Here is a 13622-nt window from a genome sequence, read left to right as displayed (position 1 = left end):
CGAGACAAGTCATAGACCAAGGCTCGCCCGGCACGAACCCAAGGGCATTGCTGGCCGGCTTTCCGCGGAGGCGCTGGATGCAGATGTATCAAGAGCTATAACCAGGACACGGGCGTTGGCGGCAACGTCGGCGCAGCATTGGCTCAGCTGCGGAAGTCGTCGCTCGGCGCTAAAGCGATGGAGATCGTGCACGGTTCCCCAACCACCGCTGATCTCGAAGATACGGGACTGGCAGACTCGAGCCAGATCGACGACGCTGCTGCAGCCTGGCGTTGGCCAGAGGAGCTTTCTGCGGAAGGCGGCGACCAGGATGTGCATCGGAGGCTGATGGACGACTAGACCGCATCGGCCTTGCAGCCAGCTCAGCCGACGGGGACCTCAAGGGGCGCGGGAAGCAGCCTCTTTACTCCGAGGATGCTTCCCTGATTTCGGGGCTTGAGGAGGGCCTCATCGGGCAATGCCGCCAAACGTACCGTCAAGAACACCGTAGGTTTTCTTCGCAGCTTTGGCCCCTGGCTCTTCGCAAATGACAAACGGGCCATGGCTGTTCGGCTCAACGAGCGAGTCGCTGAGCGATGCTGAGCGCAAGTTCATTGGGACGGGCCCGCATTTGCACCGCCCGCCCCATTGCCAAGGTCGCAAGAGTCGCTGAAGCAAGCTATCATCCAATAGCAATCCCGATATCAGAGCTATCTGGACGGGCTCCTAGCGTCGGGAGTGTCCCTCGGCGTCTACATTCATGGATGATGGATGAGCCGAACGTCGTTGGGCCCTCCCGGCCCCAAGAGGGCGGTGTAGCGCTCGCCGCGAATGTCATATTGTTTTTCCGGCTGCGCCGTGTCCGGCAAGAGGCCCCAGCGGCCGAGCTTCGAGACCATCGTGTGCGGGGCGGGTTGGGTGCCGTGCAAAAAGCCCTCGGGAACGGCCCATGATGCAGCATAAATCTCGCGGACCGCGGGGGACGTCGTCTCAGCCCTGGAGGACGCCGGAGCGGCTTTTTCCGTCGACCGTCCAAGCCGCCCTTGCGAGGCCCGATTCGCCGGCCGCGCATTGGGCTGCGGAACGTTTTCCAGTCGAAAGCTGGGACGAATGGCAGCGCCTGGCGGATTGGTGCTTTGCCTCATCGCCGCCGCGGGCACGAACAGCGCGGTGTAGCGGTCAGTGTGAACCACGAAACTGTTGGGTCGGCTGTCCTGGCTCGGCGGGATGCTGCTACCGTCAAGCGCACCCGGCGCGTGCTGGTCGCCCTGTCGGAAGTTGAAGGGACGAACGACCGCTCCTAAATCCAGGGTCTGCTGATGGCGCGCGGTTGGCTCGAGAGACGATGACGGGCCGGCGTCTTCCACTATCGCCCACAGCTGATCCTGATCGTAATCTTGGTCAGGAAGGACCAATGGCGAACCGACCGCTGGCCCGATAGGCGACGGTGCGCCGGCGCTTTCCATCAGCACACGAGCCATTGAATTGCCCGGCTCGCTCAGCTGGCGCTCAATTGCATCCAGTTCCGCATGGCTTAGCGTCCTCTGCCTCTTCGCAGGACTCAACTGCCCGCTGTAATCCTCACCCATGAGCGCCGCGTGACTTGAAAGGGAGGCGCTCCCGGTCAGTTCATTCGGGGCCGGCTGGTAGCCGTCGCTCCAGTTGAAGTGACGAACGGGATCCGGTGTCTGGTGGTCGCGCGCGATTGGGTTGAGAGACGATGCTGGGATGGCTTCGCCCATCATTCCTCGCAGCGGATCCTGATCGTGATCTTCCGCAGTCAGCTCCTTCGGCCAACTCAAAGCTTCCTGCGGCGCGCTGTGCTGCGCAGCCGCGTCCCCGACGCGTCTGGCGACCGCGTCTTCGGGATGAGGACGGCGGGCCCTATGGTGCCCAAGTTCCAACCCCCCGGTGAGTCTACGGTCTTCGTCTGACAGATGAGGATAGTAGCGATCTGGAGAAACAGGAATCCCTGCGACGACAGTGGTATCAAGCTGCGGCACTTCATCCAAGTACGGCTCAAACTCCGCTTGCTGCTGTTGCGGCACCGCGGCGTTGTAAGCAGCGAAATCTCGGTCGAATGGGTTGATGCTGTTAAATGGGTCCATGTCCCCTCCCGGTTTGAGTCGGTTCGCAATCCTGAGCAGATAGTGTCGCTCTCTGGTTCTCGCTCTATTAGGATCAGCTGTCGACAAGCTGACGGGCTTAGAGACTTAAGTGAGCCATTGGCCAGCCCGAGCGCCACTCACTCGAGGAACGCGCCAAGGATGTCGGGATTGCATTTTTCGGAAACACTGGCTGGTAAGTCGGAGCCGGCACGAACAGATTCTATTTGTGGAGCTAAGTGTGGCTTCGTTCCGAGGTGCTGCGCGACTTCCAGCCGCGTAAAAGGATGTGGGGCAGCACGGCTCCGGGCACACTGCCAGCGGCTGTTCAACTATCAGTAGAGCTACACAGCCGCAACGTTATCCCATAACCCATCAGGCGCGCCGAAGACGCGGGATTACCTGGCGGTACGCAGGTTCGTGGGACGCTCTCCCGCAGCGTCGGTAGCCGATCGGGAAGCCCCGAAGTTGGCGGTCGGTCGCATTCCTTTCCTCACTTGTCAGCTTCTCGAAAGCCGCACCTGTCAAAATCAAACTGAACGTCCCATGCGCGAGGGGAACAGATGAACATCGATCCACCGAACACATTAGAACGCTTGACCCAGCAGCAGCGGACGCAGCAACAGCCGGGCGGCCCTATAAGCGCACAAACCAGCTCACCAGCACACCCGTCGCCGGATCAAATGGACTTTGAGCAGCATCTTAGCGAACTGCGGTCACACCGAATATCAGATTCAGCTGCCGCTTCGATGGATTCGCGGATTGGATCACCCTCGACCGTGACGAGGGGCAATCGGAGAGCTTGCGCCATCCAGGAAAACGAGCGGTGCCCGGCCGCGTCCTTCGTCAGGGGGCGCGCCGAACTTGCCGCATCGCTAGCCGGAGCAAGCGTTAAGGCGCTGAAGAACGAGATCAAACTCGCTGCGCAGCGAGCCGCACAGTGGCCACGAACCACCGGATCTTCTGCCGGCAGCGTCGACGTCGAGCGCATTTTCGACGATGTGGTGGCATCATCGTATCTGACGCTGCACCGTTTTCAGAACGAGGACATCGATTGTGAGCCTATTCTAGACGAGGAGGTGAGTGCCATCGCGCATGTGCGTTCCCTCGCGGGTTTGCGTGCTCAGGCGAGCCCGCATGTTTATAAGGCTGCTATCTGCTCGGACGACGAAAGGGAGGACGAAATTGATATGGCGCGCCTCGCGGCATGGCACACGAAAGGCGTTACAGAGAGTGCTTTTGTGTCATTGTCCCAGACCCCCTCGCGACTGCTCCTTTCAAAGGACCACAGCGAGAATGGCGCGAACGCGATTGCAAAAAACGCTAAGAAGCTGCACACTTATACGGTACCAAGCGTCACCGCCTGGCCGATCAAAAAGATCAACGATATTCTAGAGCGTGGGCATGCTCCCGGAGATGAGGAGCTGCGAGATTGGCTCGGGGGAATACCGCGCGAGGAGACCGAGGTCTTGTTTCTGGGCGGCAATTTAGCTGATTATTGGATAGCCAGTGTGGATAATCCGAACATGGCTAGCACACCGCAAGATCGTACGCCGATCAAGAAAGCAAGGATCACCTTCAATACGCCCGCGATGATGACGGACTCTCGAACTCATTGCCCCTCGGATTCCGGCGACCGACCCTCTCAGTCCTGACGAGCTATCGACTGCGGTCGAATCGGCCGGGGCTGGCGCCCCTGCTTTCTGCTATTTGGAAGTCAAGCGTGCCGGGCGCATGCGCGTCCGGTCCGAAGGCCGGGCCCCTCGTCAGAACGATAGCCAAGTCAGCGAAAGCGATCATGCTTCGCCGAGAAGGACGTGTTGCACGAACCCGACCGTGATGCTGTCTTACCCATCAGGTGCATGTCGGCACCAAAGCGTGAATTTGGATCTTACCCAATGTTACCCAACGTTGGTTTGAAAACCGCCTCAAGGCGGAAAAATGACGGATTACCATCCCTGCACCGCGGCCCTGGAAGAGGAGGGCACGCGGGTTTACAGGCCAAAGAGCCTAGAGGAGGGAATGATGACAAAAAAGCTCGCCGCTTTTCGCGGTTATTGGATGAGTTTTGCCCGAAACGTTCTCATCTGCTCCACGCTTTTGCCTGGAACGGCCGTGGTATTCACCCAAGCCAAGGCGAACGACATCAACTGGCGCCAGTTTGAAGGCGCCTCGATCGTCTGGGCCTATGACATTCATCCGTATGCCGACGCGGTCGCAGCCCAGTTGCCGGAGTTCGAGAAGCTCACGGGCATCAAGGTGACGCCCGAGCTTTATCCGGACGATGCTTATTGGAATAAGTTGACAATCCAGCTCAGTACCAAATCACCGAGTTGGGACGTCGTGGGGACGGGCATTCAACCAGCTTGGGATCTTGCGCCAGGTCAATTGCTTGAGCCGCTCGACAGTTATCTGAACGATCCGAAACTCACGGCGGCGGGCTACGACTACCAGGATTTCTTCCCTGCACTTCGGGATGCGCTGACCTGGAAGGTCAAAGAAGGGCAGATCGAGCCGGGAAGCGGACAGGTCTGGGCCATTGCGCATGGCTTTGAGAACATCCAGCTGTTCTACCGCAAGGACATCCTCGACAAGTACGGCATTAAAGTCCCAATGACTCCGCCGGAGATGTCCGCGGCCTGCGAGAAACTGAAGGCCGCGGACCCCGCCATCACACCTTTGGGCGTGCGCGGCGTGCGATTTTGGAGCAGCATCCACACGGCTGCGATCTCGATTGCCAGGTCCTATGGGGTGCACGATTTCGTCCTCAAGGATGGCAAGGCGGACACTGGCCTCGACTCGCCGGAGTCGATCGCGTTCCACAAGGACTATGTGGACATGATCAAGAAGTGCGCGGCTCCGTCCTTCGCCAACGACAATTGGTACCAGGTGGTCGATGGCATCAGTTCGGGACGAACGGCGATGGCGATCGATTCCAATATGTTCGGTTTTTGGAATGACGTGGCCGGCAAGCCCGCGTCGGGGAAGATCGCATTCGCGCCTCCGCTGCACGCTCCGAACAGCGAGAATTTCGAATCCAACATCTGGATCTGGTCTCTTGCGATGAATGCCGCGTCAAAGAAGAAGGGGGCAGCCTGGCTGTTCATCCAATGGGCAACGTCAAAGCAGGTCGGACTGAACGGCGCCGTCGCCGGCAAGCTCGTTAACTCTCCGCGTGCCTCTACCTGGAATGACAAGGCCTGGCTCGAATACGCGGCAAGGCCGGAGTTCAACAACTTCGTGGACACGTTCAAGACCGTGCAGGACAGAGCGAAACTCGCATTTACAGCTCGTGTCGGCTTTGCAGAAGCAATGAATGCCTGGGCCGTCGCTATGCAGAAAATGGTCAATGGAGCTGACGTGAAGGCCACGCTGGCCGACCTTGCCTCCGAGATTCGCTCGTCGATGTGAAACGCGCCTGGGGCGGCGAGCATCATCGCCGCCCCTGCATTGTAAAGACGAAGTGAGATGGACATTCCTGGATCCCACGGAATAGTGACACTACAGTCTTCGACCAGTCAACTTGCCTTGCCAAAAGACAAGTCGGTCAGGAGCGCTCAGGATTCGCGCCTTGATTGGTGGAGCATTGCCGCAATCACCCCTGCTATCATCGTACTTCTTGGCTTTCTTTTCCTGTTTTTCTATGGCGTCTTTCAGTCGCTGACCGATCTCAAGTTCGGTCGGCCTCTGGTCCACTTCATCGGCCTCAACAACTACGCGGCATTGATCAAGACAGGAGATTTTTGGAACAGCGTTCGTGCCACCGTTCTTTACGCCGGATCTTCGGTGCTTGCGGAAGCTGTATTCGGTCTGGCGCTTGCCAAGCTGTTCGCAACTGACGTCTTCCTTGCGCGTGTGATGCGGCCCGTCATTCTCTTGCCGCTCGTCCTGCCTCCGATGAGCGTTGCGCTCATGTGGACGACAATGATGGACCCGCAGAACGGGATTCTGAACTACCTGCTCTCCCTTGCGGGCATAAGCCGATTTGCATGGATTTCAGATCCAAACACCGCGATGTTCTCGCTTGTCCTTATTGACGTCTGGACGTATACGCCATTCTTCGCGCTAATCATTTTCGCCGGTCTCCGGGGCATCAATGAAGAGATCAAGGAAGCAGCGCGTGTCAATGGCGCGAATGGGTGGGCAACCTTCCTGCACATCGAGTTTCCGCTGATTGCGCCATACATTCTGATCGCCGCAGTGTTTCGGCTGATCGAATCCCTCAATCAGTTCGACATCATTTTCGGGACGACGCAAGGTGGGCCTGGGAATAGCACCTCCGTACTTTCGGTGCGAGCTTACATTACCGCGTTCCAGAACCTCGCCTTTGGGCGTGGTGCCGCACTGATGGTCGTCAATTGGATGATCGTGTTGATCGGAACTTTTGCCATGGTGAAGCTATGGCGCTTTGTTCGGCAGCGCGTTGGCTGAGGATGCAACCATGCGAGTGAAGCGCTCGAGCTCTACCAATTTGCTTCTGAACCTGCTCGTCGCCATTTGCGCATTGATCCTGGCCTTTCCACTCGTCTGGATCGCGATGACGTCGCTGAAGCAGCAGGCTGAAGTGATGACCTGGCCGCCAACCTTCCTGTTCGCGCCGACGCTGGAGAATTTCCGTGTCCTGTTTGATGCCACCCAGGCCGGAGCGACCAGCTATGGCACCATCAAAGTCGACTTCTTAACGCCGATCACGAACAGCGTCGTCATTGCGCTGGGCTCCGTAATCATCTCCCTGCTCATTGGGGTGCCAGCCGGCTACGTCCTAGCCAGGCGAGACATACCTTTTAAGGAAGACATTGCCTTCTTCATTTTGGGCTTCCGCTTTGCCCCGGTCCTCTTGGTCGTCATCCCGCTGTTCAGCGTCTTTCAGACGATCGGATTGTATGACACCTATATCGGGATGATTTGGGTCTACCAAGTCGTTACATTGCCAATGATTGTTTGGCTGAGCCGCTCCTATATCGAAGACATCCCAAAAGACATAGAGGAGGCAGCCGCCATGGATGGGGCCAAACCCGCCCGAGTCGTGGTGCACATCGTGCTGCCGCTTTTGAAGCCGGGCCTCGTCGGGGCATCGTTGCTCATCTTCCTACTCGCTTGGCATAACTTCGCCTTAGGTCTGATGCTCAGTTCGACCAAGGCGCCGGTAACGGTCGCTCTTCTCAAGCTGCTGAATCCAGGCGTGCAGTTCTATCCGGTCATGGCCGCAGGGCTGGTTGTGACGATGATCATTCCCGTCATTCTGATCGTGATTGGTCAGCGTCATCTTGAACGCGGCCTAACCTTCGGTGCCGTAAAATGAGCGTCAGGCCATTGATGTTCTTCGGAACGACGAATCTCGATCTGTGCTTCAATGTCGAGCGGCTTCCAACGCCGGGTGAAAGCCTGATGGGTACGGTTACTCGTCACCCTGGAGGAAAGGGCGCGAACCAAGCCGTTGCTGCTGCCCGGCTCGGCCTGAAACCACACTTCTACACGCATCTGGGTGATGATGATGCCGGTCAGTCGCTTTTAAAATCGCTTATGGAAGCTGGCGTTTGCATTGACGCAATCACGGTCTGTGCAGGCGAAGTCTCGGGCTCGGCCTTGGTTATGGTCGCTGACGACGGCTCCAACATGATCGTCATAGACCCAGGCGCCAATTCGAAGGTGGCGCCGGACATGATCGAGAGCGCAACAAAATTCATAGAGCACGATACAATCGTCGTCGCCGAAATGGGTATGCCGATCCCCGCGCTCAATCGACTCTTCGAGCTGAAGCGTAAAAAAGGCTTCGAGCTTATTTTCAACCCGGCCCCGGTAAGGCCAGGTCTTCCATCAGCTGCGTGGAGAAGCGTTGATTTCGTCACGCCGAACCAGACAGAAGCTTTCGAGCTGACAGGCATCGAGGTATGCGACTTCGATAGCGCCGCCTGTGCGGCGGGCAAGCTGCTTGATCTTGGGCCCGGTGCCGCGCTGATCACGCTCGGAGCGCAGGGAGCATATTATGCTGATGCCACGCGCTCCTTTGCTCTGCGCGCGTTTCCCGTCAAGGTCGTCGATACCACGGCCGCAGGAGATGCTTTCAATGGGGCATTCGCAGCATCGCTCGCTCAGCGGCTGCCTTTAAAGGAAGCAGTGAGGAAGGCACTAGCGGTTGCAGCCTTATGTGTGACACGGCGCGGTGCTCAAAGCTCAATGCCGACAGCCCAGGCTGTTGACGAGTTTCTACAGTCTCAAACGATCTTGGAGTTGGAATGACCGAACAGTTCTCAGTTGCAAACCGAACGGTGCTCGTCACCGGGGCAGGCGGCGGTATTGGCTCTGCCATTGCTAATGCGTTTCGCCAGGGAGGCGCGAACGTCGTTGCCACCGATGCCAATCTGGAGAACCTCAGAGACACTTTGCCAAGACTGCCCCATGGCAACGGCATAGTGCCCATGGCTATGGATGTCGCGCGCGAGGAGGACGTCGGAAGGGTCCTCGAACAGATCGACGAACACTTTGGCCGGCTGGACGTGCTGGTCAACAATGCAGGCATAAAATCTGCCCAGCCGTTGCTTAGCGGCAGCGCTGAAAAAATTGAACGTACGATCCAGATCAACTCGATCGCGGTCCTGCGCTGTTCAAAACTGGTCGTCGAGCGCTTCATGAAAAGCAAGGGCGGACGCATCGTCAATGTCGGTTCCTCGCTGTCCTCGCAAGGTGCAGTTTTCAACTACCAGGCCGGCGGAGGCGACTATTGTCTTTCGAAGGCAATCGTTCACGACGTGACCAAACTACTTGCCTATGAATGCGCGCCCCTCAGCATCAACGTGAACGCAATCGCGCCTGGCATCATTGATACTCCCATGCACGGTCGCCCGCGGGAGGAGACTGAAGCGCGCCATGGTGGCCGGATTCCGTTGGGACGGGTTGGCGTGCCTGAGGATATCGCAGGGCTAGCCGTCTTCCTCGCGAGTCCTGCGGCTTCCTACATGACAGGGCAGATCGTTCACGTGAACGGCGGGATGCTGATGAATGGCTAGCCCAGGCTCTCACCTCAACTGGCCGTCAGTCGCTGGGATCATTTCGGACCTCGATGGCGTCCTCTATCGTGGAGATGCCGCAATTGTCGATGCCATAGAAGCGTTTGCGCGATGGCAGGCGGCCGGACTGCCGTTCTGCTTCGTGACAAACAATTCGACCCACACGCCGGAGGACGTCGTCCGCAAATTGGAAGCGTTTGGCCTTGCAATCGCGCCGAACGAAGTGGTTACCAGCGCGATTGCGGCCGCAGAACTCGCACGCGCGAAGTACCCGGACGCGAGCCGCGTATATGTCATCGGCGCGCCCTCGCTTGCGAATGCAGTCGCCGCGGTAGGTCTGGACGTTACTGACCAAGAGCCGGAGATCGTCATGATGGGTCTCGATCGCCGCATCACGCATGAGAAGATGCGGATTGCTGTTAAGGCGATCTTGAACGGAGCCGCCCTCATCGGCACCAACCCTGATCTTCTCTTGCCGACCGCCGATGGCTTTGAACCGGGAGCAGGAGCAACGATTACGGCTGTGGCTGCTGCCGCCCAGGTCAAACCCCTGATCGCTGGTAAGCCTGAGCCGCACATGATCAAAACGGCGCTTTCCCGTCTAGGGACGATGCGCAGCGCCACACTGATGATCGGTGACCAGATTGCGACGGATATTCAGGCCGGTAAGCGAGCTGGCGTTCCAACCGTGCTGGTCACGACCGGCGTTCCGCCGCGAGAAGATCCGGCCCTGGCACCGCCCGATTTCATCGTATCGAGCCTGGCAGAGATTGAGATCCCGGCGTTGGTTGGAAGCCCGCGATAGAGGAGAGCGTGATGGCCGATGTTCGTCTGGAAGGCGTCAGCAAGGCGTATGGGACTATCCAGATCCTGCGGAATATCAACCTGACAATCGACCATGGCGAATTCGTCGTCTTCGTCGGGCCATCCGGGTCGGGGAAATCGACGCTGCTGCGCATGATCGGAGGGCTGGAGCCAATTAGCGGTGGGCGGCTGCTGATCGATAACGAGGTCGTCAACGATGTTGACGCGGCTGATCGTAACCTTGGCATGGTGTTTCAGAGCTACGCTCTCTATCCGCATATGACTGTCCGCGAGAATCTCGCCTTTCCTCTACGCATGGCGAAAGTTAGCAAAGCCGAGATTGATACCAGGGTTGCGCAGACTGCCTCGCTGTTGCAAATCGATCATCTCTTGGATCGTAAACCTCGACAACTCTCCGGCGGGCAGCGGCAGCGCGTGGCAATCGGGCGTGCCATTGTGCGTGAGCCCAAGGTGTTTTTGTTCGACGAGCCGTTGTCCAACCTGGATACGGAATTGCGTGTCCAAATGCGGGTTCAGATTGCCAAGCTTCACAAGCAATTTGGCAACACGATGATTTATGTGACGCACGACCAAATCGAAGCGATGACGATGGCTGACAAGATCGTCGTGCTCAAGGACGGCGTTATCGAGCAGGTGGGTAGCCCACATGATCTCTACCACAATCCGGCGTCCCGGTTTGTCGCGGGATTCATTGGCTCGCCCAAGATGAACTTCCTGGGCGGAAAGGTCGAAGCAGCGAATGAGTTCGGCATGGACGTTAGACTGGACGCGGGCACGGTGGTCTGCGTCCCCGTGGAGCCGGACAAATCGCTCATCGGCAAGCCGATCACGCTTGGGATCAGGCCCGATGATTTCTCCCCATCGTCCGCAGAGAAGGATATCGCAATCGATCTCGATCTCGATTTCGTCGAGCATCTTGGTAGCGTCACTTACGTTTACGGCAACGCCGGAAAGGAGGCAGTCGTCGCAAAAGCATCAAAGCCCGAGCCGCTCAAAAGCTCCGGCAAAGTTCGGCTTGCGGCCTGCCCGGCGGACTGCCATCTTTTCATGGCGAACGGAAAAGCCCTGCGACGGTTGCATGCGCCCGCAAATTGGAGCTAATTTTAGTTAGTGCCGCGCCAGGAGCGAACGCGGTCTATAGACACGGACGGATGAGGTGAAGGGAGGCGGTATCAGGCAGTTCTTCCGGAACTCCCGTTCGTTTGTGCTGGGGGCGGGGATCGGATCGGGCATGGCTGCGAGAGCCGCCGAACGAGCAGGAGCAGATTTCGTGCTTGCGCTCAATGCCGGCCGATTTCGCGCGATGGGCGGTTCTTCACCCGCCTCAATCCTTCCAATCCGAAATACCAATGAATTCGTGGCCGGCTTCGGTCGGACCGAGATCCTGCCCAGCACGAAATTGCCGGTATTCTTCGGCGTTTGTACCTTTGATCCGCAGCTCGATATTGATCGTTGGCTCGATCGGATCAGCAGATGGGGTTTTTCGGGCGTCACTAACTTCCCTTCCGTCATCCACATTGATGACTACAGGAGGTCGTTGCTTGAGAAATGCGGCCTAGGTTACGCCCGCGAAATAGAGCTGCTGGTGAAGGCGGCAAAACGTGGCCTGATGACGATCGCCTATACTCGAACCCAATCCGAAGCAAGGCGCATGGTCGAAGCTGGTACTCAGGCCATCTGCATCAACTTCAATCTCAATCGTGGCGTTGAAAGCGCATCCGACCCATCGATTAGCCTGTCGGAGCTTGCCGCGCGCACGAGCGCTGTCGCGCGTGTGGCTCAATCCGTCGACCGAAACGTGATCTGCCTACTTGGCGGCGGGCCGATAACGAAGCCTGACGAACTCTTGGATATCTGCGGCGAAACGGGTGTCAAGGGCTTCATCGGGGGCTCCTCGCTCGATCGCGTCCCGCTGGAGATGTCTGTCCTTGAGGTCACCTCGGGATTCAAGACTCTTCACTTGTTGCGGGAGAAGGTGGATCTCCTTGAGCGCCAACTCCAGTTGAGCGGCTTCAGGCACGGGATCATCGCACAGTCCTCAATCATGAAACGCGTTCTTGAGACCGCAAAGCGCCTGGCTTCCCATCCCAGTCCTGTGCTCGTTTGGGGCGAGACCGGCTCGGGCAAGCGAAGGATAGCCAGCCTGGTCCAGGCCTTCAGCGACCGCAAGCACGCGAAGGCAGCGCTGTTTCAATGCCGACCCGGCTTGCCCATCGATACGGTCGGTGCGCTTTTTGGGGCCGAGCGCGATCAGAGCAGGAGACGCCAACTGTCGCTGCTGGAAAGCGCAAACGATACGACCGTGTTGCTGCTGCATCTCGATCAGCTTTCCCGTGATGGGCAGGAAAGGCTTGCCGATTACCTCGAGACCGGTAGTTTCGCGCCCTTGAACGGCGCATCCATTGTGCGCTCCAGTGCTCGAATCATCGCAACGGCCACGGTTGCTCGTGGGGCGGGCCTTCAAACGGTGCTATGTCCCCGGCTGCTCGGCTTGTTTTCGGGGCTCGACATCAAGCTACCTGCCTTGCCAGACCGACTGGAAGACCTCCCTCAGCTGGTTCAGCATTTCACAGTCGAGGCGAAGGGAGATTCGAATGCCCAAACGCTGGCGATTGAAAATTCTGCATTTTTGGCGCTCGCTGGCCATGATTGGCCCGGCAATTTAAGGGAATTGCGCCAGATCGTGAACCTGCTCGTGACACTCCCAGATGCGCATATCAGCGCGGGCGTTCTGAGGCCGCTGTTGAACGCGTCGGCACCAGCTAAGCCGAAAAATGCATTCTCCGAGCGGGAATGGATCATAGAAGGCTTGAAACGAAACAGACTTCATCGCGGAAAAACGGCCAGTTCTCTGGGGCTTTCAAGAAAAACCCTCTACAACAAAATCAAGAAGCTGCGGATCTTGGAGTAGCAGTCCCGGTGTTCACGTTGCTCAAGCTAGCCGCCTCGAAGCGGTCCCGTCCGAAAGCGTGAACATTGGTAATGATGACCGGGTGCGCCAAGGCTCACCATGCGATTTCACGTTCACTAAGCCGATTGCGCCGCGATCACCATTCGCCTCATTTCGCATGTCCATGACCCATTCGTCATCAGCGAGATCGGCGCGACCGACAATTGCTTCCTTCGGACTCGCGCCATCTAGAGCGAGTTGGGGTCGACTTGAATCGTAGGGATTCCCAAAGGGAGCGAACCGTGATTCATCCTTGAGGCCGGAAGGAGGCCGGCAGGGATGGCGCATGGAGAGGCTCTTCGCATTCGGGTGATCAAGGCCGTCGTTGAGGATGGTCTTTCGCGGAATGAAGCGGCCCGGGTATTCCGGGTCGGGATCGCAAGCGCGATCCGCTGGGTGAAGGCGTTTGAGGAAACGCAGCGCACGGCGGCTTTGCCGACCGGCGGGGACCGGCGCTCGGTGCTGAAGCCGCATCGGGAGTGGCTGCTGGAACTTCGGCGCAAGGAGAACGATCTGACGCTCGATGCGATCGCCGAGCGACTGCTTCGCAGGCATGGCGTCGAAGCCGACAAGTCGATGCTGTCGCGCTTCTTTGCCGGTGAGGGCATCAGCTTCAAAAAAAACCGTGTACGCCAGCGTGCTGATTCCGCTCGATGTCGCCCACCATTCCGGAATGATCTCGCCCACCGTTCCGATTTGATCTCGCCCGCCATTCCGAGATGATCTCGCCCACCATTCCGGGATGATGTCGCCCGG

At 58.2% G+C, this 13622-nt stretch carries 11 protein-coding genes; 10 read left to right on the top strand and 1 reads right to left on the bottom strand.

From position 1 onward, the window contains the following. Positions 1-737: 737 nt before the first annotated feature. A complete protein-coding gene (locus tag P6U29_RS35455; protein WP_407114814.1) occupies positions 738-2087 on the bottom strand; it encodes a hypothetical protein in 1350 nt (449 codons plus the stop codon). Positions 2088-2647: 560 nt separating this feature from the next. On the opposite strand from P6U29_RS35455, the gene P6U29_RS35450 reads away from it, so the two are divergent. From P6U29_RS35450 to P6U29_RS35405, 10 genes are all read left to right on the top strand, one after another. Beyond that, positions 2648-3739 carry a hypothetical protein gene (locus tag P6U29_RS35450; RefSeq protein ID WP_407114813.1) on the top strand — a complete coding sequence of 364 codons (1092 nt, stop codon included), beginning with the start codon at positions 2648-2650 and terminating at the stop codon, positions 3737-3739. A 370-nt stretch (positions 3740-4109) separates the two neighbouring features. Beyond that, positions 4110-5495 carry an extracellular solute-binding protein gene (locus P6U29_RS35445; RefSeq protein ID WP_407114812.1) on the top strand — a complete coding sequence of 462 codons (1386 nt, stop codon included), beginning with the start codon at positions 4110-4112 and terminating at the stop codon, positions 5493-5495. Between the two features lie 57 nt (positions 5496-5552). Beyond that, positions 5553-6515 (top strand): carbohydrate ABC transporter permease, encoded by a 963-nt coding sequence (locus P6U29_RS35440; protein WP_407114811.1) that lies wholly within the window; start codon positions 5553-5555, stop codon positions 6513-6515. 10 nt (positions 6516-6525) lie between these two features. Then, entirely contained in the window at positions 6526-7386 is an 861-nt protein-coding gene (locus tag P6U29_RS35435; protein ID WP_407114810.1) for a carbohydrate ABC transporter permease, read from the top strand. Beyond that, positions 7383-8324, top strand: a complete 942-nt coding sequence (locus P6U29_RS35430) for a ribokinase (protein WP_407114809.1) — start codon at positions 7383-7385, stop codon at positions 8322-8324. The genes P6U29_RS35435 and P6U29_RS35430 overlap by 4 nt, the downstream gene beginning before the upstream one ends. After that, a complete protein-coding gene (locus P6U29_RS35425; protein ID WP_407114808.1) occupies positions 8321-9091 on the top strand; it encodes an SDR family NAD(P)-dependent oxidoreductase in 771 nt (256 codons plus the stop codon). Before P6U29_RS35430 ends, P6U29_RS35425 begins: the two co-directional genes overlap by 4 nt. Continuing rightward, on the top strand, positions 9084-9896 hold the full coding sequence (locus P6U29_RS35420; RefSeq protein ID WP_407114807.1) for an HAD-IIA family hydrolase: 813 nt from the start codon (positions 9084-9086) through the stop codon (positions 9894-9896). The genes P6U29_RS35425 and P6U29_RS35420 overlap by 8 nt, the downstream gene beginning before the upstream one ends. An 11-nt stretch (positions 9897-9907) precedes the next feature. Further along, positions 9908-11017, top strand: a complete 1110-nt coding sequence (locus P6U29_RS35415) for an ABC transporter ATP-binding protein (RefSeq protein WP_407114806.1) — start codon at positions 9908-9910, stop codon at positions 11015-11017. Between the two features lie 130 nt (positions 11018-11147). After that, on the top strand, positions 11148-12827 hold the full coding sequence (locus tag P6U29_RS35410; protein ID WP_407114805.1) for a phosphoenolpyruvate hydrolase family protein: 1680 nt from the start codon (positions 11148-11150) through the stop codon (positions 12825-12827). Positions 12828-13175: 348 nt separating this feature from the next. Further along, positions 13176-13589 carry a hypothetical protein gene (locus tag P6U29_RS35405; RefSeq protein WP_407114804.1) on the top strand — a complete coding sequence of 138 codons (414 nt, stop codon included), beginning with the start codon at positions 13176-13178 and terminating at the stop codon, positions 13587-13589. The last annotated feature ends 33 nt before the right edge of the window (positions 13590-13622 follow it).

This window comes from Bradyrhizobium sp. LMG 9283 (assembly GCF_045571415.1).
GTDB lineage: Bacteria > Pseudomonadota > Alphaproteobacteria > Rhizobiales > Xanthobacteraceae > Bradyrhizobium.
The sequence above is the reverse complement of the archived record's forward strand: the minus strand, read 5'-3'. Positions and strand labels throughout refer to the sequence as shown.